21 protein-coding genes and 1 tRNA gene are annotated in these 21251 nt (G+C 74.0%); 11 read left to right on the plus strand and 11 right to left on the minus strand.

What is annotated here, in order from left to right:
• Positions 1-12: 12 nt before the first annotated feature.
• Entirely contained in the window at positions 13-573 is a 561-nt protein-coding gene (locus tag I601_RS22025) for a dehydrogenase (RefSeq protein WP_157520353.1), read from the minus strand.
• A gap of 87 nt (positions 574-660) precedes the next feature.
• Here I601_RS22025 and I601_RS19765 point away from each other — a divergent pair.
• The 4 genes from I601_RS19765 (at position 661) to I601_RS19780 (ending at position 4837) form a co-directional block, all read left to right on the plus strand.
• Positions 661-755, plus strand: a tRNA-Sec gene (locus I601_RS19765).
• Between the two features lie 51 nt (positions 756-806).
• Positions 807-2123: an L-seryl-tRNA(Sec) selenium transferase gene (gene selA / locus I601_RS19770; protein ID WP_068113609.1), complete on the plus strand. Its 1317-nt coding sequence runs from the start codon at positions 807-809 to the stop codon at positions 2121-2123.
• On the plus strand, positions 2124-3872 hold the full coding sequence (locus tag I601_RS19775) for a SelB domain-containing protein (RefSeq protein ID WP_068113615.1): 1749 nt from the start codon (positions 2124-2126) through the stop codon (positions 3870-3872).
• A 77-nt stretch (positions 3873-3949) separates the two neighbouring features.
• Positions 3950-4837, plus strand: coding sequence for an SGNH/GDSL hydrolase family protein (locus I601_RS19780; RefSeq protein ID WP_084527869.1), 888 nt, complete (start codon positions 3950-3952; stop codon positions 4835-4837).
• A 71-nt stretch (positions 4838-4908) separates the two neighbouring features.
• On the opposite strand, the gene I601_RS19785 is transcribed toward I601_RS19780, so the two are convergent.
• The 6 genes from I601_RS19785 to I601_RS19810 all read right to left on the minus strand — a co-directional run bounded on the left by I601_RS19785 (position 4909) and on the right by I601_RS19810 (position 11889).
• Positions 4909-6201 (minus strand): ISL3 family transposase, encoded by a 1293-nt coding sequence (locus I601_RS19785; protein ID WP_068113619.1) that lies wholly within the window; start codon positions 6199-6201, stop codon positions 4909-4911.
• A gap of 263 nt (positions 6202-6464) precedes the next feature.
• Entirely contained in the window at positions 6465-8156 is a 1692-nt protein-coding gene (locus I601_RS19790; protein ID WP_084527871.1) for a PhnE/PtxC family ABC transporter permease, read from the minus strand.
• Positions 8153-8929, minus strand: coding sequence for a phosphonate ABC transporter ATP-binding protein (locus I601_RS19795; RefSeq protein WP_218917709.1), 777 nt, complete (start codon positions 8927-8929; stop codon positions 8153-8155). The genes I601_RS19790 and I601_RS19795 overlap by 4 nt, the downstream gene beginning before the upstream one ends.
• Positions 8926-9849: a putative selenate ABC transporter substrate-binding protein gene (locus I601_RS19800; RefSeq protein WP_068113622.1), complete on the minus strand. Its 924-nt coding sequence runs from the start codon at positions 9847-9849 to the stop codon at positions 8926-8928. The genes I601_RS19795 and I601_RS19800 overlap by 4 nt, the downstream gene beginning before the upstream one ends.
• Positions 9846-10778 (minus strand): Rv1678 family membrane protein, encoded by a 933-nt coding sequence (locus tag I601_RS21515; protein WP_068113624.1) that lies wholly within the window; start codon positions 10776-10778, stop codon positions 9846-9848. The genes I601_RS19800 and I601_RS21515 overlap by 4 nt, the downstream gene beginning before the upstream one ends.
• On the minus strand, positions 10771-11889 hold the full coding sequence (locus tag I601_RS19810; protein ID WP_084527873.1) for a radical SAM protein: 1119 nt from the start codon (positions 11887-11889) through the stop codon (positions 10771-10773). The genes I601_RS21515 and I601_RS19810 overlap by 8 nt, the downstream gene beginning before the upstream one ends.
• A 112-nt stretch (positions 11890-12001) precedes the next feature.
• Here I601_RS19810 and I601_RS19815 point away from each other — a divergent pair, with 112 nt between their 5' ends.
• From I601_RS19815 to I601_RS19840, 6 genes are all read left to right on the plus strand, one after another.
• Positions 12002-12664, plus strand: coding sequence for a class I SAM-dependent methyltransferase (locus tag I601_RS19815; RefSeq protein ID WP_068113628.1), 663 nt, complete (start codon positions 12002-12004; stop codon positions 12662-12664).
• A gap of 77 nt (positions 12665-12741) precedes the next feature.
• Positions 12742-13281, plus strand: coding sequence for a carboxymuconolactone decarboxylase family protein (locus tag I601_RS19820; protein WP_068113636.1), 540 nt, complete (start codon positions 12742-12744; stop codon positions 13279-13281).
• Positions 13282-13384: 103 nt separating this feature from the next.
• A complete protein-coding gene (locus I601_RS19825; RefSeq protein ID WP_068113638.1) occupies positions 13385-13921 on the plus strand; it encodes a TlpA family protein disulfide reductase in 537 nt (178 codons plus the stop codon).
• A gap of 8 nt (positions 13922-13929) precedes the next feature.
• Positions 13930-14859, plus strand: coding sequence for a cytochrome c biogenesis CcdA family protein (locus I601_RS19830; protein ID WP_218917710.1), 930 nt, complete (start codon positions 13930-13932; stop codon positions 14857-14859).
• Positions 14856-16052, plus strand: a complete 1197-nt coding sequence (locus I601_RS19835) for a DUF3179 domain-containing protein (RefSeq protein ID WP_068113640.1) — start codon at positions 14856-14858, stop codon at positions 16050-16052. Before I601_RS19830 ends, I601_RS19835 begins: the two co-directional genes overlap by 4 nt.
• 131 nt (positions 16053-16183) lie before the next feature.
• Positions 16184-17008 (plus strand): Crp/Fnr family transcriptional regulator, encoded by an 825-nt coding sequence (locus tag I601_RS19840; RefSeq protein ID WP_084527875.1) that lies wholly within the window; start codon positions 16184-16186, stop codon positions 17006-17008.
• A 78-nt stretch (positions 17009-17086) separates the two neighbouring features.
• Here the strand turns inward: I601_RS19840 and I601_RS19845 are convergent, their stop codons facing one another.
• The 3 genes from I601_RS19845 to I601_RS19855 form a co-directional block, all read right to left on the minus strand.
• Positions 17087-18175, minus strand: coding sequence for a hypothetical protein (locus I601_RS19845; protein WP_068113644.1), 1089 nt, complete (start codon positions 18173-18175; stop codon positions 17087-17089).
• An 88-nt stretch (positions 18176-18263) separates the two neighbouring features.
• Positions 18264-19523 (minus strand): cation:proton antiporter domain-containing protein, encoded by a 1260-nt coding sequence (locus I601_RS19850; protein WP_068113652.1) that lies wholly within the window; start codon positions 19521-19523, stop codon positions 18264-18266.
• Positions 19520-20233, minus strand: a complete 714-nt coding sequence (locus I601_RS19855; RefSeq protein WP_169834728.1) for a TVP38/TMEM64 family protein — start codon at positions 20231-20233, stop codon at positions 19520-19522. The genes I601_RS19850 and I601_RS19855 overlap by 4 nt, the downstream gene beginning before the upstream one ends.
• Positions 20234-20269: 36 nt before the next feature.
• On the opposite strand from I601_RS19855, the gene I601_RS19860 reads away from it, so the two are divergent.
• Positions 20270-20689, plus strand: a complete 420-nt coding sequence (locus tag I601_RS19860) for a DUF1801 domain-containing protein (RefSeq protein WP_068113658.1) — start codon at positions 20270-20272, stop codon at positions 20687-20689.
• Positions 20690-20699: 10 nt separating this feature from the next.
• Here I601_RS19860 and I601_RS19865 read toward each other — a convergent pair whose 3' ends face one another.
• Positions 20700-21227 (minus strand): glycine cleavage system transcriptional repressor, encoded by a 528-nt coding sequence (locus tag I601_RS19865; protein WP_068113661.1) that lies wholly within the window; start codon positions 21225-21227, stop codon positions 20700-20702.
• Between the last annotated feature and the right edge of the window lie 24 nt (positions 21228-21251).

Genomic DNA, 21251 nt, shown 5'->3' on the forward strand with positions numbered 1-21251 from the left:
CGTGGAGGAGTGTCAAATACGGGCCTGGTTCTCGATCTGGATCGCCCCCATGGCCGTGTAGAGCTTCTTCATGAGGTAGTTCTCCTCGTTGTCGAGGGTCGCTCCGCCGAGGCTCGCGATGCCGAGGGTGCGGCGGGTACGACGGCCGTGCTCGTCCTCCCACTCCCAGAACTGCTTGCGCGTGGCGATGACGCGGTCGGCGATCATGTCGATCGCGGTGTCGCGGTCGAGGTCCTCCCACTCGGTGCCGTGGGGGCGCCGGTAGCGGACCTTGGTGACCCGGCTCGAGGACGTGACGAGCTGCTTGCTGGCGCTGCCCTTGGGGCACAGGCGGCCCCGCGAGATCGGGCTGGCGGCGCTGCCCTCGATCTGGATGACCCGGTCGTCCTTGACGTAGACCTTCTGCCCGCAGCCGACCGCGCAGAAGGGGCACACCGAGTCGACGACCCGGTCGGCCTGCGCGGTGCGCGGCTCCAGGTCGCGACTGCGCCCGGACATCGCCGCCGCGCCGCGTCCCAGCTTGTCGCGGCCCAGCACCTGACGCACCAGCGGCCACCCGAGGAACTGCTCCATGGGCCCAGCCTGCCCCATCTCGTCCTCGCTTGACCAGCACCCTGGGGGTGGGGGGCCAGCTGGTCGCCGCCCGGCTATGTTGAGCCCGGAGGCGTACCTCGTCTGGTGACGGGCACGGCCCTCAAAGCCGTTGTGACCGGGCATCCCGGTCAGGCGGGTTCGATTCCCGTCCGCCTCCGCCAGCGTTGCTGCACGCCCCCGGGGACCCCGAGGGCGCCGTCGGGAGGAGAGCCGTGCCAGACGCCCGGCGCCGCGTGCCCCGCGTCGACCACGTGCTCGCGGACCCCGACGTCGTCGCCGCGGTCGGGCGGCTGGGCCGGACCCGGGTGAAGGCCGCGGTCGACGAGGCCCTCGCCGCGTGCCGCGCCGGCCGGGTCGACCCCGAGGACGTCGTCGCCGCGGCCGTGGCGGCGCTGCCCGACGAGCCGGTCTCGATGCGCCCGGTGCTCAACGCCACCGGCGTGGTCGTGCACACCAACCTCGGTCGCGCCCCGCTCTCCGCGGCCGCGGTGCACGCCGTGGCGCTCGCCGCCGGAGCCACCGACGTCGAGCTCGACCTGGACAGCGGGCTGCGCGGTCCCCGCGGTGCGGGGGCACTGGCGGCCCTGGCCGCCGCGGTGCCCGACGCGGGCGGCGTGCACGTGGTGAACAACGGGGCCGCCGCCCTTGCCCTGGTCACCTGCGCCCTGGCGGTGGGTCGCGAGGTGGTCGTCTCGCGCGGTGAGCTCGTCGAGATCGGCGACGGGTTCCGCATCCCCGAGCTGATGGAGTCGCTGGGCGCGCGGTTGCGGGAGGTCGGCACCACCAACCGGGTGCACCTGGCGGACTACGAGCGCGCCGTGAGCGAGCGCACCGCCTTCGTACTCAAGGTGCACCCCTCCAACTTCCGCGTCGAGGGCTTCACATCCGCGGTCCCCGTGGCCCCTCTGACGGGTCTCGGGGTCCCGGTGGTGGCCGACATCGGCTCCGGGCTGCTGGCCCCGCACCCGCGGCTGCCCGACGAGCCCGACGCCGCGACCACGCTGCGCGACGGCGCCGACCTGGTCACCGCCTCCGGCGACAAGCTGCTCGGCGGCCCGCAGGCCGGGCTGCTGCTGGGTCGCGCCGACCTCGTCCAGCGCCTGCGCCGGCACCCCTTCGCCCGCGCCCTGCGCGTCGACAAGCTGACCCTGGCGGCCCTCGAGGCCACCCTGACCGGGCCGGTGCCGCCGGTCGCAGCGTCGCTGGCCAGCCGGCCGGGCGACCTGCTCGACCGCGCCCGCCTGCTCGCCCGGGCGATCGGGGCCCCCGCCGAGGCCGTGGCCTCCGAGGGCCGTGTCGGAGGGGGCGGCGCCCCCGGGGTGCCGCTGCCCAGCGCCGCCGTCGCGCTGCCGCACCACCTCGCGCTGCCGCTGCGGCAGGGCTCTCCCGCCGTGGTCGGGCACGTGCACGACGGGCGTCTGCTCCTCGACCTGCTGGCCCTGCCACCCGAGCAGGACGCCGCCCTGGCCGACGCCGTGCGCCGCGTGCTCGCGCCGGCACCCGCAGGCAGCGCCGGGAGAGGTGCCTGAGTGCACGTCGTGGCCAGCGCCGGGCACGTCGACCACGGCAAGTCGACCCTCGTGCGCGCCCTGACCGGCAGCGACCCCGACCGGCTCGCCGAGGAGAAGCGGCGCGGGTTGAGCATCGAGCTGGGGTACGCCTGGACCGCGCTGCCCGGGATCGGCGACGTCGCCTTCGTCGACGTGCCGGGCCACGAGCGCTTCGTCGCCACGATGCTCGCCGGGGTCGGCCCGGTGCCGGTCGCGATGCTGGTCGTGGCCGCCGACGACCCCTGGATGCCGCAGGCCGCCGAGCACCTCGCGGCCCTCGACGCCCTGGGGGTCACCCACGGCGTCCTGGTCGTCACCCGCGCCGACCTGGCCGACCCCGCGCCCGCGCTGGCCCGGGCCCGCGACGAGCTCGCGCGCACCGGCCTGGCCGGGGTGCCGCACGTCGTGACCAGCGCCGCCGACGCCGCCGGGACCAGCGCGCTGCGCGCCGAGCTCGGCCGCGTGCTGGCCGAGGTGCTGGCCGGGGTGCCGGCACCGGACCCGACCGCCGACGTCCGGCTGTGGGTGGACCGACGCTTCCACGTCAGGGGCACCGGGACCGTCGTCACCGGCACCCTGCCCGCCGGGACCATCCACCAGGGCCAGGTGCTGCACGGCCCGGGCGGTGAGGTGCGGGTGCGCGCCCTCGAGTCGCTGGGCCGGGCCCGGACGTCGGTGACCGGGGTCGCCCGGGTGGCGCTCGCGCTGGGGGGCCGCGTGCCCGACGCGGTGGGCCGCGGCAGCGCGCTGGTCACCCCGGGGGCCTGGCTGGAGGTCGACGTCGTCGACGTCGCCCTCACCGGTCCCGACCTCGATCGGCTGCCCGAACGTCCGCTCCTCCACGTCGGCGCGGCCCAGGTCGCCGTGCACGCCCGGGTGCTGGCTCCGGGGCTGGCCCGGCTGCGGCTGGACCACCCGCTGCCGCTGCGGGTCGGGGACCGCGCGGTGCTGCGCTCCCCCGGCGACCGGGTCGTCCGCGGCGTGCGGGTCCTGGACCCGCGCCCGCCCGAGCTGCGTCGACGCGGCGCGGCCCGTACCCGCGCGAGCGACCTCATGACCCTCGACGGCTCGAGCGGGGCCGACCTGGCGCTGCGCGGCCTCGCCGAGGAGACCCTGCTGCGGCGCGCCGGGCTCGACCCGGACGTCGTACCGGAGGGGTGCGTGCGGGCGGCCGGGTGGCTGGTCGACCCCGAGCACGCCGCATCGGTACGCCGCCGCGCGGCCGAGGTCGTGGCCGGCAGCGGGACCGCGGGCCTTGCCCCCGCAGCGCTGGCGCAACGGCTCGACCTGCCTGACCCGGCCATCGTCGAGGCGGTGGGCGTGCCCGGCGCCCGGCTGGTGGGCGGGCGGTGGAGCGCCGCCGCCGACCCCGTGCTGCCCCCGCACCTGCAGGCACCGCTCGAGGCGCTGCTCCCGGAGCTGTCCGGCTTCGCGGCCCCGACCGCCGACCGGTTGCGCGAGCTCGGCCTCGACACCCGGGCGCTGGCCACCCTCGACCGGGCCGGGGCGCTCGTGCACCTCGGCGGCGGCGTGGTGCTCGCGGCGGGGGCCGACGACGAGGCGCTCGCCCGGCTCGCCGAGCTGCCCGCGCCGTTCTCGGTCAGCAGCGCCCGCACCGCGCTGGGCACCAGCCGCCGGGTCGCGCTCGCGCTGCTCGGCCACCTCGATCGCACCGCACGCACCGTGCGCCTGGCCGACGACACCCGGCGGCTGCGCCCGCCGCGGTGAACGGGTGTGGCCCGAGCCGCACGCCGCGGCCTACGCTGCGCTGCGTCCCTGTCGTCCTGCCCGTCCCTGGAGCTCCCGTGTCCCGTCGCCCCGCCCTGCTCGCTGCTGCCACCACCGCTCTGGGGCTGGTCGCCGCGCTCGCGCCGGTCACCGCCCCGGCCGTCGCGGCCCCGGCCGACACAGCCCAGGAGCGCGGCGGCGTGCGGTACGTGGCGATGGGCGACTCCTACAGCGCGGCGTCCGGGGTGCTCCCGCTCGACCCCACCGCTCCCGTGCAGTGCCTGCGCTCGTCGCTGAACTACCCGCACGTGATCGCCGACGAGCTCGGCGCCCGCCTCACCGACGTCACCTGCGGCGCCGCCGACACCACCGACTACCGCGGCTCGCAGTACGACGACGTCCCGCCGCAGCTCGACGCCTTGAGCAGGCGCACCCGCCTGGTCACGATGACCATCGGCGGCAACGACAGCAGCGTCTTCCTCAACGCGATCCTGCAGTGCGGCGCCGCCGGGCTCAGCACCGTCGGCCAGGGCAGCCCCTGCAAGGACCAGTACGGCGACTCCTTCACCGACACGATCCGCACCACCACCTTCCCCGCGATCCGCCAGGCGCTGCGCGACGTGCGCCGCCGGGCCCCGAAGGCGGAGGTCGCGATCCTCGGCTACCCGTGGATCATGCCGAAGCGGGACGGCTGCTTCCCCCAGATGCCGGTCGCGACCGGTGACGTTCCCTACCTGCGGACCATCCAGCGCGTCCTGAACAGCGCCGTGAAGCGGGCCGCCCGCGCCACGGGGTCGACGTACGTGAACCTGAACCGGGCCTCCGAGGGCCACGACGCCTGCCAGCTCCCCCTGACCCGGTGGGTCGAGCCCGTGCTCGCCGGCACCAACCCGGTGATCGTGCACCCCAACGCCTTCGGCGAGGAGCAGATGGCCCGCCGCACCCTCAAGGTGCTCTCCCGCTGACCCGGCCCAGATATCCCGCTCAGTCGGCCCGGATATCCCGCTCAGTCGGGCTCTTGTGACTGATGTGTGGGTCATCTGCCGGGTAGTCGGGGTCGGTGGCCGCCGAGAGTGAGCATGAGGATGGCAATCAGAGCGTGGGGGTCGCGGAAGCCGTAGGCCATGCGGGTTCGTAGTCGGATGCGCAGGTTGACGGCTTCGGTGCGGCCGTTGGACAGGCCGTGCTCGATGGCCAGCAGGATGGGGCCGCGTTGGGCCTGCACGGTCTTGGCTAGTGCTGCGAACTGGGGGATGCGGCAGCGTTGCGCTGAGGTGATCCAGGCATTGAGCGCCTCGGGGGCCTCGTGGTGGGGCAGTTTGAAGATCGCGCGTAGCCCTTCTTTGAGCTGGTAGCCGCGCCACAGTCGGGGGTCGGTCTGTGCGATCCACTTCAGTTGGGCACTCTGGCTGCTGGTGAGGTTCTCGGGGTTCTTCCACAGCGCGTAGCGGGAGCGGGTGAGCAGTCGCAGGCGCTGTGACTCCAGGTGCGGTGGTGCGTCCTTAACTGGTCGTCCGCGTCGTGGCGGGTTCGCGCGCACCGCTGCTCGTGCCTCGCGCCAGGCAGTCAACCGGACCTCCCCGAGGGCGTCGTTGGCCCACTTCACGACGTGGAAGGGATCAGCGGCCTGGATCACGGCAGGGCAGTTGGTGCCTACGACGTCGGCGATGTAGCCGGCGCTGTCAGCGGTGACGTGGGTGATCTGGGCGGACCGTTCGGGCCCGAGGGCATCGAAGAAGGACTGCAAGGTGGCCTTGGTCTGGCCCTTGCCGGCCCACACCAGTCGGCCGGTGTCGTGGTCGATGACGACCATCAGGTACAGGTGCCCGCGCCGGTAGGAGACTTCGTCGATCCCGATCCTGGTGAGCCCACTCAGCAGGTCGACGCGTCCTTCTACCTCGGCCCAGACACGGGTGATGACCGCGCCTACGGTGCGCCACGCAATGCGCATCAGCTCGGTGACCGCGATCTTCGAGGTCTGGGTGGCCAACCAGGCGACCTGGTCCTCGAATGCCCTGCTTGCCCTAGCACCATGGCGGGCCCAGGGCAGGTGAGCTACCACCACGCCGTGCTCACGACACCGCACCCGCGGCGCATCGCCCTGCAGCTGACACCGGATCGTGCCCAGGTCCAAAGCGCGCCAGTGCCGGCGTCCTCGACCTGCGTCGTAGCCCGGCGAGGGGCGCTGGCAACGGCCACAGCGGCCACGCTGACGAGCTACCGGGCGGACCCGGATGGTGACCTGCTGCAATTCCTGCTCGAAGTCAACGCCCTCGATCACGGTGTTCTCACACCCGACAAGAGCACGCCATAAGGTGGCATCGCGCACGCCGCTCTCCTGTGCACCTGGTTTCAGTTCCTCGACAGTTCAGAAACCTAGACAGAGAGCGGCGTGCGCTCATTCACGGCACGCTCAGCCACCCACACATGCATCACAAGAGCCTCAGTCGGCGCGGATATCACGCCCAGTCGGCGCAGATGGCCCTGCCTGGAACCACCCAGATCTCACGCGACATCTGGGCCGGCTCGGCGCGACATCTGGGCCGGGTCGGCGCGACATCTGGGCCGGGTCGGCGAGAGATCTGGGCCGGGTCAGGGGGCGAGGGCGCGGCGGATCCGCCGGCCGAACAGCTCGGCGGCCACCGAGACCGCGAAGGACGCGATCAGCAGCGTGGTGACCGCGGGGAACCGGAAGGCGTTGAGGTTCTCCTGCAGCAGCCGCCCCAGCCCGGCCGCACCCACGACACCGACGATCGCGGTGTCGCGGACGCAGATCTCGAAGCGGTAGAGCGTGTAGGTGACCAGCGGCTGCGCGCCGGCCGGCACCGTCGCGGCCAGGCCCGCCAGGGACCGCGGGACGCCGATGTCCTGCAGCGCAGCTCGGGGGCGGATCGGCACCGACTCCCACGCCTCGGCGACCAGGCGCCCGAGGATGCCGCCGGTGTAGAGCCCGAGGGCCACGGCGCCGGGCAGGATGCCGGGGAACAGCGCGAGCAGCGCCACCACGGCCCACACCGTCGGCGGCACCGAGCGCAGCACCAGCAGGAGCACCCGGGCCACCGCCCAGCCGCCCCAGCGCAGGACACCCGCCCCGCTGCCGTCCTGGTCGCGGCGGGGCCGCGAGGCCAGCGGTCCGATCGCCAGGGTGAGCGCGACGGCGAAGCCCATCGCGAGCACCGCCATCGCCAGGGTGTCGAGGACCCCCGCGCTCAGCGTCGCCCACCCGCCGGGCGGCAGCGCGGGCGGCACGAGGTCGGCGCCGAGGCGGACACTGAGGTCGCGGGTGCGCTCGGAGAACAGCCCGCTCAACGAGAGGTCGGAGTACCACCAGGCGACCGCGAGCATCGGCAGCAGCGCCCAGCCCGACCACCGCACCCACCCCGATCCCTTGCCGGGAGTGGCCCCGGTGAGACCGCTGGACCAGTCCGAGCAGCTGGCGACGGCCAGGCCGCTGCGCACCCGGGTGCTCCACAGGTCCACGACCGCCGAGAGCAGCAGCACCGCGCCGATGAGGGTCCAGACCTCGTCCCAGTTGCGGGACTGGAGGCTGACCACGAGCTCCTGGCCCAGCCCTCCGACACCGACCACCCCGAGGATGACCGCCGAGCGGATCGCGCACTCGAGGCGGTAGAAGGAGTAGGACAGCAGCAGCGGCAGCGCGCCGGGCAGCAGCCCGTAGGCGAGCGCGGGCAGCGGGGCCGCGCCCGCGCAGCGCAGCGCCTCGAGGGGGCCTCGGGTCGTGGAGTCGAGGGTGTCGGCGAAGACCTTGGCGGTCTGGGCCCCGAACGGCACCGCGATCGCGATCACCGCGACCAGCGGGTCCAGGCCCAGGACGCTGACCAGGAGCAACGCCCAGACCAGCTCGTGGATCGACCGGGCCGCGACCAGCACCCCCCGCAACGGCACTCGTACGACGCCCACCCACCGGCCGGGGTGGGCCCCCCAGGCGACGTCGCTGAGGACCAGCCCGCCCACGGCCCCGAGCACCAGCGCCCCGGCGGTGCCGAGCAGGGCGAAGGCGACGGTGACGCCGACGGCGCGCCCGACGACCCCCAGGAACTCGGGGTCGAGCGCGGGGTGCAGCGCCTTGCCGAGCAGGTCGTCGACGAGCCCGAGGCCCCCGGTGTTGACCAGCTCCGTGCCGCCGCCGGTGGTGCGCAGCCACGCCCAGGCCAGCGGCAGCACGATGACGAGCAGCGCGACCAGACGGCGCAGCCACACGGTCCGGGCGTCGGTGCCCCGTCGTGGTGTGGTGCGCGGCGGCGCCTGCTCGAGCGTGGTCATGACAGGACGTAGAGCTCCTGGAGGTGGTGCTCGCCGAGGTCTGCGGCGGCCACGTCGAAGGCGATCCGCCCCTCGCGCAGGCCGATGGCGCGGGTGCAGTGGTCGCGCGCCAGGCTCGGCTGGTGCAGGCTCACGACGAGCGTCGGTGCGGTGCCGGCATCCTGCTCGCCCACCTCGGTGAGCAGCCGCAGGATCTCCGCGGCCCGGGCCGGGTCGAGGCTGGCGACCGGTTCGTCGGCGAGGACCAGCTCGGGGCGCTGCAGCAGCAACCGGGCGATCGCCACCCGTTGCCGCTCGCCACCGCTGAGCCGCTCGGTGCGCTCGTGCACCGCCCAGCCCATCCCGACCTGCTCGAGCACGTGGCGCACCTCGGCCATTCCGACCGGCCACACCAGCGAGCGCAGCACCGTCAGGGTGCTCATCCGCCCGAGCCGCCCGGCGTTGACGTTGTGGAAGACCCGCACCTGCTCGACGAGGTCGAGGCGCTGGTGCACGGTCCCGATGCGGGTCTGCAGGCGGCGCCGGGCGCCCGCGGAGAGCTGGTCGGGGCGCTCCCCGAGGAGCTCGACGGCCCCGGTGCTGGGCGGCAGCGAGCCGTTCAGCAGCGCCAGCAGCGTGCTCTTGCCGGCCCCGCTGGAGCCCAGCAACGCCACACGCTCACCCCGGTGGACGTCGAGGTCGAGGTCGACCAGCGCGTCGCGGTCGCCGAAGCGGCGCCCGACCCCACGCAGGCTGACGACCGGACCCTCTGGGCCCACCGGGGCGGTGGTCACGCCAGCAGCCCGAGGTCCCGCGCCACCGTCTCGATCTGGTCGTAGTCCTCGTTCTGGGTGGGCACGAAGGAGGTGGCGCCGAACAGGTCGAGGATGGCCGCGTCGTCGGGGTCGGCCGGGTCGAGGTCGAAGAGCATCTGGGCGATGGCGTCGGTGCTGCCCTCGCCGAAGGTCTCGTCGAGGTCGGGGCGGGCGAGCCAGTGGTAGTCGGCGTACCCGGGGCTGCGCCACAGGACGACGACGTCGGAGAGGTCGACCTCGCCCGCGTCGACGGTGGCCTGCCAGACCTGCTCGTTGACGGCGCCCACCTCGTAGGAGCCGCTGGCGACCGCTTCGATGGTGGCGTCGTGGGAGCCGCTGTAGCCGGGCTCGCCCTTCAGGTCCGAGACGTCGAGCCCGGCCTCCTGCATGAAGTACTGCGGCATCAGGCGCCCCGACGTGGAGGTGTCGGAGCCGAAGGTCAGGCTGTGCCCGGCCAGGACACTGAGGCCGGAGGTGTCGTCGAACGGCGCGATCCCCGACTTCTCGGTGGCGATGAAGAGGCTGTGGAAGTCGGCGTCGATGTCGCGCTGGGCGATCGCGACCGACCCGGGCACCCGCTCGCGGGCCTGGACGCCGGTCAGGCCGCCCATCCAGGCGAGGTGGATGTCACCCACCTCGAAGGCCCGCACCACGGCGGTGTAGTCGGTGACGGCCTCGTAGGAGACCTCCAGGCCGGTGGCCTCGGCGACCGCGTCGGCCACGAGACCGTAGAGCCGGTTCAGCTGCTCGGGGTCCTGGTCGGGGATCGCCGAGATGCCCAGGACGGCCGTCGCAGACCCGGACCCCGAAGCCCCTGCACCCTCGGAGTCGTTGCCGCAGGCGGTGAGCAGCAGGAGTACAGCGGAGCCGGCCAGCAGGCCTCGGCGGGTGGTCTTCACGAATGACGTCCTTCAGGGCGGGAGGAGGTGGAGGGAGCAGGGGTGGTCGATCCGGCCGGCAGCCGGTCCGCGAGCGCGACGACCGCGAGGATCAGCAGGAAGGCGACGCTCGTGGCGTTGCCGCCCAGCAGCGGGTCGGTGAAGCCGATCTGGATGCGCAGCAGCAGGGCGCCGACGACGGCCAGTCCCCCGGCGGCCAGCGCGGCCACCGCGAGACCGCGGGCGGCCAGCAGCAGACCCGCGCCGACGAGCACCACGAGCAGCCCGCCCAGCAGGTTGAAGGTGCCCAGGCTGATCGAGAGGTCGGTGGAGCGGAGCCCCGGCCCGCGGGCGGCCAGCGGGTCGTCGAAGGAGCTCACGACGCTGTAGAGACCCACGACCAGCGCCAGCACGCCCCAGGCGCGCTGCAGCCCGGCGAGCGCGGCGACCCTGCTGCGGACGGCGTCGACGCTGAACACACGCCCCGACGACCCGACCAGCAGCGCCACGTGGGCGGCGATCATCAGCCAGTACGACCACGGCCACTCCTCGGGCGCGTAGGCGACCGAGAGCGCGATCGCGACGGACTGCGCGATGCCCAGCAGCGCCGCCGCGCGCACGTACGTGCCGGAGATCAGCAGCACCGCCAGCGCGGTCTCCGCGACCAGCACCAGCCAGCCGAAGGCCGAGATGTTGGGCAGGATCAGGTGCTCGACCACCCAGCTGTACGGCGGCAGCACGGGGTGCTCGACGGCGAAGCCGGTGAACTTGTACAGGCCGTTGCCGGAGTCGCGGCCGAAGTCGGCGGGGACCTTCCACGCGACGTTGTAGAGCCACATCAGCCCCACGGTGATCCGCAGGAAGGCCAGGCCGACGGCCTGGTGGCGCGGGACCGCGTCGGTGTCGGGGGCCAGGGTCCACCCGGTCAGGGCTCGTAGCTTCTCACGCACAGCGGAACACCTCTCGTCCGGTCGCGGCCGCGGCGTCCTGCACCGCGACGGTGTCGCGCATGACCCCGATGACCTCGCTCACCGGGAGCGGGGTGTCGGCGATGCGCATGTGGGGGTTGGTGACCGCGACCGGGTGCCACCAGGCACCGTCGGCGGTCAGGGTCGGCTCGGGCTCGAGGTTGTCGATCGAGACGTGGATGCCCTGGTCGGCGAAGCCCTCCGCGGCCACCGGCCGGATCACCCGGTCCTCGGGCGCGATGTCGAGCTGGTCCAGGCGCGTGTGCAGCGCTTGCACGCCGGCGGGGTCCTCGTCGTACAGGGTCGCGGCGATGCGGACCCGGAAGCCCAGCGACGCCGCCAACTCGATGCCGTCGAGGGCCTTGCCCCACGAGCCGGCGCCCCGCTGGCGGTCGTGCAGGTCGGGGGTGGCGCTGTCCAGGCTGACCTGCAGGGCCACCGAGCGGTCGAGCCCCTCCAGCACCTCGCGACGCCGACCGCGACCCAGGATCATCGCGTTGGTCAGGATGGTGCGCTCCAGGCCCTCGGCGGCGTCCACGAGGCCGGCCAGGTCGGGGTGCATGAACGGCTCGCCGCCGGTGAGGAAGACCTCACGCCCGCCGAGTGCGGCGAACTCCGCGAACGCCTTCTGCGCGGTCTCGACGGGGAAGCGGCGCGCCTCGGCCTTCGGGGACGACTCCGCGCAGCAGTAGTCGCAGGCCAGGTTGCAGTCGAAGTTCGTGTAGACCCACAGCCGCTCGCCGACGGGGGTGCGCGAGCCGGTGCTGAAGACGGTCGCGGGCGCGCCGGCCTTCTCGACCACGAACCACCACGGACCCTGCTCGGACTCCGCGTGCTGCATCGCGATCGTGTGCCCGACCAGGTCGGCCCAGGCCGGCAGGTCGATCGTCACGCTGGGCTCGGCGCTGCGGATGCCCAGGTGCCCGCCGTCCTCGAGGCGGCGCATGTTGCGGGTGATGAGCAGCAGCAGGCCGCTGCCGCAGTCGAGGTCGCCACCGTCGATCAGGCGCGAGACCGCGCCGGCCGGGGTGGGGACGTGGTCCTGGCCCGGCTCCGGGAGCACAGTGGTCAGGACGGCGTCGGAATGACTCATGCTGGGACTTTACGGACGTGCACGAATCTCGGACACGCCCGCACGTCGCTCTCAGGTAAAGGTTCGGGCCGCGGTGGGTCGCGCACCGTGGGCACGGGCGTAGGTTCGCCGCATGAGCGACCAGAGCAGCGCCGAGGACCTGTGGCGACCCGAGGACGCGCAGGCCCGGCGCGACTACTGGGAGAACGTGCACGACGGCAAGGACGTCGACGGGGTGTCGTGGTGGCAGTCGGTGCCGGGGCTCTCCCTCGGGCTGGTCGACGAGAGCGGGGTCGACCCGAGCGACCCGGTCATCGACGTCGGGGCGGGGTGGTCGACGCTGGCCGACCACCTCCTCGAGCGCGGCTACACCGACGTGACCGCGATCGACCTGTCCCGCACCGCCCTGGACACGGTCCGTGAACGGGTCGGCGATCTGGGCCGGCACCTCACCCTGGACGTGGCCGACGTGCTGGACCTCGACACCGGTCGCCGGTACGCGCTGTGGCACGACCGCGCCGTCTACCACTTCCTCACCGAGCAGGACGAGCGCGACGACTACCGGGCCTCGCTGCAGCGCGGGCTGCGCCCGGGCGGCTGGTTCGTCGTCGCGACGTTCGGCCCCGACGGGCCGACCACCTGCAGCGGCCTGCCGATCGTGCGCTACACCCACGACGAGCTGGTCGCGGAGTTCCCCGGCTACACGCTGCACGGCACGGCGGGTGAGGACCACCTCACCCCCTGGGGGACCAACCAGCAGTTCACCGCGGTGCTGCTGCGGGCTCCCGACGCCTGAGCGGTGGAATGTCTGGACCACCGGGGCCGTTGGAGCCGGTGTCCTAGGAACGATCCCCGCACGTCCAGGAGAACCTCATGCCCCGCATCCCCGTCCACACCGTCGACTCCGCACCGGCGGCCAGCACCGACGCCCTCAAGCACCTCGAGGCGAAGTTCGGCAAGGTCCTCAACATCCACGGCGGGATGGCGCACTCGCCGGCCGTGCTGCTCTCGTACGCCGCGATCGGCGACGTGATCGCCGAGCACGCCACGCTCGATGCGAAGACCCGTGAGGCGATCGCTCTGGCGGTGGGCAACGAGGACGAGTGCATCTACTGCCAGTCCGCCCACACCGGCGGCGGCAAGGCGGCGGGCTTCAGCGCCGACGAGATGATCGCGATCCGCCGTGGCAAGGCCGACGACGCCAAGCTGGACGCGCTGCTGCGCCTGGCCCGTGACTACACCGCCCAGGTGGGCAACACCAGCGACGAGGCCTGGCAGGCCGCGATCGACGCGGGCTGGAGCACCGAGCAGCTGACCGAGCTCTCGGTGCACGTGACGCTGAACCTGTTCACGAACTACTTCAACCACCACGTGCACACAGAGCTCGACGTGCCGGAGGCCCCGGCCGTCTGACCGGTCGCTCTCCCGTGGACGGACCGGGCGTCCGGATGGATCGGTGTGCTCTGTGTGAGCACGCTCACCGAACCATCCGGGCGCCCGGTCCTACGCTCGGAGCATGACGACCCCACGGCTGCGCCCCGGCCCCGCGGTGGCGAGCCTCCTGGCCGCCGCGGCCCTCGTGCTCAGCGCGTGCGGCACCACGAGCACCGGCTCCTCCGCGTCGACCGACGCCTCCGGCGACAACGCGCTGTACGACGTCTCGGCGCGCACCGTGTCCGGTGCGGACTGGGACGGCGCCACGCTGTCCGGTCGACCCGCCGTGCTGTGGTTCTGGGCCCCCTGGTGTCCGACCTGTCGCGCGCAGATCTCCGGCGTCGGTGCCCTCGCCCAGACCCACGGCGACGATGTCGCGGTCGTCGGCGTCGGCGCCGAGGACGACGCCTCCGCGATCGCCGAGTTCGCCTCCGAGGTCGACCCGGCGGTCACCAACCTCTCCGACGTCGACGGCGCCGTGTGGCGCCACTTCGGCGTGACCGCGCAGAGCACCTACCTCGTCCTCGACGCCGAGGGCGACGTCCGGGGCGAGGGTTACCTGGACGACGCCGAGCTGGCCGACCTCGTCGAGGAGCTCGTCGACGAGCAGGCCGGCTGAGGATCGCCGTGTCCGAGGGCCTGGTCGCCGTGGCGCTCGGCGCCGGCATGCTGGCCGCGGTCAACCCCTGCGGCTTCGCACTGCTGCCGGCCTACGTCTCCCTGCTCGTCGCCGGCGACGACTCCCCCGACCGCCGACGCGCCGTCCTGCGGGCCCTGGCCCTCACCGGGGCGATGACGCTCGGCTTCTCGGGGGTCTTCCTCGCGTTCGGGCTGGCGGTGGCGCCCGTCGTCTCACAGGTCCAGCGGCACCTGCCGTGGGTCACGGTGGGCCTGGGGCTGCTGCTGGTCCTCCTGGGCGGGTGGCTGCTGGCCGGGCGGCGCCTCGCGGTGCCGCGCCTGCCCCGCCGCGGCGCGCCCCGGCAGGCTCGGCCGTTGCAGCGCTCCTTCTGGTCGATGACCGGCTTCGGGGCCGGGTACGCCGTCGCCTCGCTGTCCTGCACCATCGCGCCGTTCCTGGCCGTCGTGGTCGTGGGCTTCCGCAGCGACTCCGTGCTGGAGGGCGCCGTGCTGTTCCTCGCCTACGCCGCCGGGATGGGCTCGGTCGTGGGCGCGCTGGCCGTGGCGACCGCCCTGGCCTCCCCCACCACCGTGCAGCGGCTGCGGCGTACCGGCGCCTGGGCGTCGCGCGTCGCCGGGCTGGTGCTCGTCGCTGCCGGCTCGTACGTCGCCTACTACGGCTGGTGGGAGCTGCGGATCCTCGCGGGCGCCGACGCCGCGGACGACCCCGTGATCCTCGCGGCGGCGTCGGTCCAGCGCGCCCTCGTCGACGTCGCGACCGCGGTCGGCCCCGGCGGCTGGGCGCTCCTCGTCGCCGCCCTGGTCGCCCTCACCCTGGTCGCCGGTCGGCTGCGGGCGCGGACGCGTTCCTCGTCCGATGCCGACGTCGACCGCCCCGGACCCGCGGTGGACACCTCCGACAGAGAGGCCACCCGATGATCACGGCTCCCACGCGCACGCGCACCCGGCTCGCCGCCGCCGTCCTCGGCGTCGCGCTGGTCGGCACCGCCTGCTCCGCCACGGAGGAGACCGCCGACGACGGGGCCGCCGGTACGTCGTCCGCGTCGGGCTCCGAGACCGGCACGGGCGGCTCGGCCCTCGACGACCTGCGGGACCCCGCCTTCCCCGAGCCGCTGGTCCCCCTCGACGACCTGCTCTCGGGAGGACCGCCCCCGGACGGGATCCCGGCCATCGACGACCCGCAGCACGAGGAGGTCACGGACGTCGACTGGCTGGAGGCCGACGAACCGGTGCTGAGCCTCACCGTCGGCGAGGAGACCCGCGCCTACCCGCTGCGGGTCCTGACCTGGCACGAGATCGCCAACGACGTCGTCGGCGGGGTCCCCGTCGCGGTGACCTACTGCCCGCTGTGCAACTCCGGCGTCGCCTTCGAGCGCACCGTCGACGGCGAGGAGACGACCTTCGGCGTCTCCGGGCTGCTCTACGCCGACAACCTCGTCATGTTCGACCGGGCCACCGAGTCCCTGTGGCCACAGCTCAGCGGCCAGGCGTCGGTCGGCGTCCGCACCGGCACCCGGCTGCGCAGCATCCCGATGGGGACCGTCGGCTGGTCACAGTTCCGCGCGGAGCACCCCGACGCCCTGGTGCTGAGCCGCACCACCGGCCACGACCGCGACTACGGTCGCAATCCCTACGTCGGCTACGACGACCCCGACTCCGACCCGATCTTCCCGTTGCCCGGCGAGCCCGACGACCGGCTCGCCGCCAAGGTGCGGGTGGTCGGCGTCGGCACCGGCGCCGACGCGGTCGCGGTGGAGCGCGACCGGCTCGCCGACGTCGGTACGGCGGCGGTGCGGGTCGGGTCCCGCCCGGTGACCCTGTGGCACCTGCCTGGCCAGCGCTCCGCGCTCGGCGCGGACCGGATCGCCGAGGGTGAGGAGATCGGCACGGTCGCGGCGTTCGTGTCGCGTCTGGACGGCGACGAGCTGACCTTCGAACGTGGCCCCGACGACACGGTGCGCGACGTCGGCACCGGCTCGACCTGGAACGCCTTCGGTCGCGCCACCGACGGCGAGCTCGCCGGGGAGCAGCTGCGCCCGGTGGTCCACCTCGACACGTTCTGGTTCTCCTGGGTGGCCTTCCAGCCCGACACCACCCTCGTCGCGCCGTGACCGTATCGCCGCTGCATGAGTCCCCGGTCGGCCGGGGACTCATGCACTTGTCAGGCGTTGCAACACCCGATGAGTGCATGACTTCCCCGACAAGCTCAGCGCGCTTGTCGCCTGATGGCACGCCTGGGACGATGACAACCCGCCACACCGCGTGCGCGGTCGGCACCGACCCCGCGGCGCTGGTGGCCTCGGCTCCACGACCGTGGTCACCGCTGGTCCGGGAGACCGAGAGGAGCCTGCCCCCGATGAGCTCCTCCGACCCGACGTCCGGCCCGGTGCCCGACCCGGACCGCCTGTGGTGCATGAGCGAGGTCGACATCTTCGCCGACCTCGCCGAGAGCGAGATGGCGCCGATCGCCGCGGCGGCACCGATGCGCTCCTTCGCCCCGGGCGAGCTGCTGCACAGCCCGCAGCAGCACAGCGAGGCGCTCTACATCCTCAAGCAGGGCCGGGTCCGGATCTTCCGGCTCTCCGCGGACGGCCGCGCGCTGACGACCGCGATCCTCGCGCCCGGCACGATCTTCGGCGAGATGGTGGTCGTGGGCCAGTCGATGCACGACAACTACGCCGAGGCGCTGGACGAGGTCACCGTGTGCGTGATGAACCGCGCCGACGTGCACCGGCTCCTGCTCGCCGACCCCCGCATCGCCAGCCGGATCTCAGAGACCCTGGGTCGCCGGCTCGCCGCGCTCGAGCAGCGGCTCTCCGACGCGGTGTTCAAGAGCGTCCCGCAGCGCGTCGCGGAGACGCTGCTGACCCTGGCCACCCAGCGCACCCTGGGCCGGAGCCTCGTCGTCCAGGTGACGCACGAGCAGCTCGCGGCGCTGGTGGGCACCTCCCGCGAGACCACGACCAAGGTGCTCGGCGACCTCGCCGCCCGGGGCCTCGTCGGGCTGGGCCGGGGCCGCATCACCGTGCTCGACACGGTGGGCCTGCGCGCGCTCACGACCGGCTGATCCCACCCTCACCGCGCCGTCCGCGTTCCTGCACGGCGACCGTACGCCGCGGCGCCCCCGCGCAACGTCCGCGACGGGTCAGCGCGACCTGGGCACCGGGTCGAGCACGCCCCCCTCGAGACGGTCCAGGCCGGGGTGCGCGAGCACGACGCACCCCTCCCCCTTGCTGCCGGCGCCCCCTGATCCTCCTGCGCCGCTGGTGTCGAGGCAGGCCGACAGGGTCAGCGCCCGCGGACCCGGGCCCCGCGAGAGCCGGAGCGCCCCGGACCGGCCCAGGGTGTAGCGACCCCGCTGCACCACGCTCCCGGCGTCCCGGGAACGGCGCACCACGAACCGGGCGTCGCGGTGCAGCACCAGGGTGAGCGCCTGCAGTGACCCGGAGAGCTCGTCGCCGTCGTGCCAGCGCCAGCGGCCCTCCACCCGCCGTCCGGCCCGCCACCAGCCCAGCGGCTGGTCGTAGGTGGCCATGCCGTCCTCCCAGTCGTCGCCCCGAGGCAGGTGACCGTCGAGGTAGGGCCCCTCGGGGCGCAGCACGCCGATGGCCTCGTCGCCGACCTGCACCAGCCCGGTCCCCGGGTCGTACCAGTACCGCAGGCACCCGGCCGTCGCCGCGGTGCAGCCGCCCACCCCTGGCCGCGGGAACCCCAGGCGCGCCCAGCGGTCGTCGAGGAACCACACGGCGTCCTGCGAGCGGTCCCGCCGACCGTCGGAGTGCGACGCCGCGTCAGGTGCAGCCCACCGTCGTCCCGTCAGGTCGCCGTGCCCGTCGAGCGGCGCGCCGCCCGGGACCCACACGGTGTAGGTGAGGGTGGTGCTGGGCCCGGTGTCGCGCTGCACCGTGAGGACCACGGTGTGCAGGCCGGGGTCGGCGGTGAGCTCCACCGTGGCCGAGGCGGTGTCCGACGTGTCCAGCGTCTGGGTCGGCGGCGAGGCCCGCACCTGGTCGCCAGTGGCGCTCACGGTCGTGCGGCTCGGTCCCCCGGTCCCTGACAGGGTCAGGCGGAAGGGGCGCGGCTGGGACGTCCCCAGCTCCCACGGCACCGCAGTGTCAGGCGCCCCCGTCAGGACGGGGGCCGCACGGGCGTCCGGGACGGCCGTCGCGGGGGGCAGGGCGCCGCCGATCAGCAGCACCGCCACGGCGACCAGGACCCGACGACCGCCACGCATGTGCTCTCCGCTCCCGAGATGTCTGTCGAGGATAGAGGCGGGCACCCGCTTGCGCGAGCACTCAGCAGCGGTGCCGTGACCGCCGAGCTCAGGGGTGCAGCCGGCGCCGGGTCGGCATCTCCGGCGCGTGCCCGCGCTCGGGCAGGGCGTGCGCGGGGTGCGTCGACAACCGCGCGGCCAGCCGTCCGGCCCACGTCGAGGCGCTCAGCCCGTGCAGCACGACGCTGAGCAGCACGGTCAGGCAGGCGACCTCGAAGATCTCCTGCCCCGCCGGCCCGGTGGTCTCCTCGACGACCAGCAGGGCGAAGAGGATCGAGGCCAGCCCGCGCGGACCGAACCAGCCGAGGAACAGCCGGGTCTCGAGCAGCGTCCCCGACCGTGCGAGCGCCACCAGCACGGGCAGCAGCCGGACGACCGTCAGCGAGCACACGGCGTACGCCGCGGTGCGCCAGGTGACCTCGTCCAGCACCGGGCCGACCAGCACGGCACCGAACACCAGGAAGGTGGTGACGGTGAGCAGCTCGCCCTCGTCCTCGGAGAAGTCCTGCACGTCGCTGCAGTGGGCGCGCGCGACGTGCCCGAAGGCCATCCCCGCGGTGAACGCCGCGATAAAGCCGTTGCCGCCCACCAGCGTCGCCCCGGCGTACGCCGCAGCCACCACGGCGAGCGCGGCCAGCTGGCGGTAGACGCCCTGCACCGCACCGGTGCCGGCTCGTCGGTCCAGCAGCCACCCGCCGAGCAGACCGGCGGCGAGCCCGGCGGCGACCCCGAACCCGACCTGGCTCAGCGCCAGGCTCCACCAGCCGGACGCCGCCTCCCCCGCGGCGCCCTCGGCGACGACCACGGCCAGGAGCACGGTGACCACGGGCAGGGCGATGCCGTCGTTGAGGCCGCTCTCGACGTTGAGGGCCTGACGGATGCGCACCGGCAGCCGGGGGTCGCTGACCACCGCCTGCCCCAGCGCGGCGTCCGTCGGGGCCAGCACGGCGGCGAGCAGAGCTGCCTCGACCAGCCCCAGCCCGGGCAGCAGCAGCGCGCCGACCGCCGTGCCGGCGAGGATCGTCAGCGGCAGCCCGACCCCGAGCAGGCGCGCGGGCAGGGCGACGTAGCGGCGCAGCGCGCGCAGATCGATCCGGATGGCGTCGGTGAAGAGCACCAGGGTCAGGGTGACCTCCACCAGCACGGTGACGACCTCGCCCTCGAGGTCGAGGTGCACGAGCCCGGCGGCGCCGGCGAGCAGGCCGACGCCGGTGAAGACCATCGGGGCGGTGAGCGGCGAGAGGGCGAGACGCTGCGAGACGAGGGCGTAGCCCAGGACGGTGACCGCGAGCAGGAGCAGCGCGCTCATCCCCCGCCTCCCCCGCGATCGGGGTCCGGACCCTGCCCCGTTCGACCACGCAGCATCCGCCGCCCGACCCAGGCGGCCAGGAGCGTCACCGCCAGGAAGCCCGCGAGCCCGATCGACAACCGGGTCGGGCTGGTCCCGAAGGCGCCGAGGGCGGCGTAGGCGAGGCTGCCCGGGACCATCCCGACGGCAGTGCCCGCGAGGTAGGCGCCAACCCCCACCGAGACCAGCCCCGAGGCGTAGTTGATCGCCGTGTAGGGCAGCACCGGCACCAGCCGGACCGCCACCACCGCCGCGAAGCCGTGGCGGGTGAACAGCTCGTCGACCCGGTCCAACCGGCCCCCGGTCAGGCGGTCGACGGCGTCGCGGCCGAGGAGGCGGCTGATCCAGAAGGCCACGAGCGCGGCCAGCATCGCCGCCGCCCACGCCAGCGCCGCCCCGGCGACGAACCCGAAGAGCACCGCACCCAGCGCGGTCATCAACCCCTTGGGCGTGGGCAGCAGCGCGAGCGCGGCGTACCCGCCGACGAAGACGGCCGGCCCCCACACCCCGGCGTCCTCCACGCGGGCCCGCAGCGAGGAGACGTCCGGCACGTGGTCGGTGCGCCAGAGCACGACCAGCGCCACGAGCAGCGCCGCGAGGAGCAGCAGCCGGACCACGGCTCCCCGACCCAGGCCCGTCGGGCGCTCCACATCGTGCAGCGCTGGGTCCATGGCCCCACCGTAGTCGCGGCCTGCGAGCATGCCGGCATGGCTGACTCCGGTGCCCGCAAGACCCGACCCACCCCTGCGGACGTCGACGCCTACCTCGCCGGCGTGGAGCACGAGCGTCGGCGTGCGGACGCCCTCGCCGCGCTGGCCATGATGCGCGACGTGACCGGGGTCGAGCCCGTCATGTGGGGCACGTCGATGGTGGGCTTCGGGCGGCAGCGGTACACGACCGCCGACGGCAAGGAGCACGAGTGGTTCGCCCTCGGGCTGGCCCCGCGCAAGGCCGCGCTCACGCTCTACGGGCTCACCTACTACGACAGCAACCGCGACCTGCTGGACCGGCTCGGGCCACACACCACCGGCAAGGGCTGCCTGTACGTGAAGCGGTGGAAAGACCTCGACCAGGACGTGCTCCGCGAGCTCGTCGAGCGGTCCTGGCTGGCCAACCACACGGGCTGACCCGGACGACTCAGTCGACGTCGAGGTCGAGGTCGAGGTCGACCATCAGCTCGTCGGCGAGCCGCTCGAGGTCGGCGCGCACGCCGACGTCCTGGCCGGCAGGCATCGTGAGCCGCGCGTAGGCGTGGAAGAGCATCCCGCCGCCCATCGGCGCCTCGACGACGTCGGTGAGCAGCTCCTCGATCCCGATCCCCCGGGCGGCCAACGCCGAGGAGATCTCGGCGACGATGCCGTGCCGGTCCTGGCCGACGAGCTGCAGGCGCCACGACGCCGGAGCACGGCCTGCGGGAGCGGTGTCGCCGCCGGCGTCCTCGACGTGGACCACGAGGCCCTCGGCGGCGAGGCCGGCCAACGCCTCCTCGAGCCCGTCGCGCTGGGCGTCGGGGACCTCGACGAGGGCGATGCCGGCGAACTTGCCGCTCAGTCGCGACATCTGGCTGCGCTGCCAGCTGCCGCCGCGGGCCTCGACGATCGCGGACACCGCCGAGACCAGCCCGGGCCGGTCGTCGCCGATGACGGTCAGCACCAAGGAGGTCATCCCCGCAGGCTACCGGCGTCGGGC

The sequence above is a fragment of the Nocardioides dokdonensis FR1436 genome (genome assembly GCF_001653335.1).
GTDB lineage: Bacteria > Actinomycetota > Actinomycetes > Propionibacteriales > Nocardioidaceae > Nocardioides > Nocardioides dokdonensis.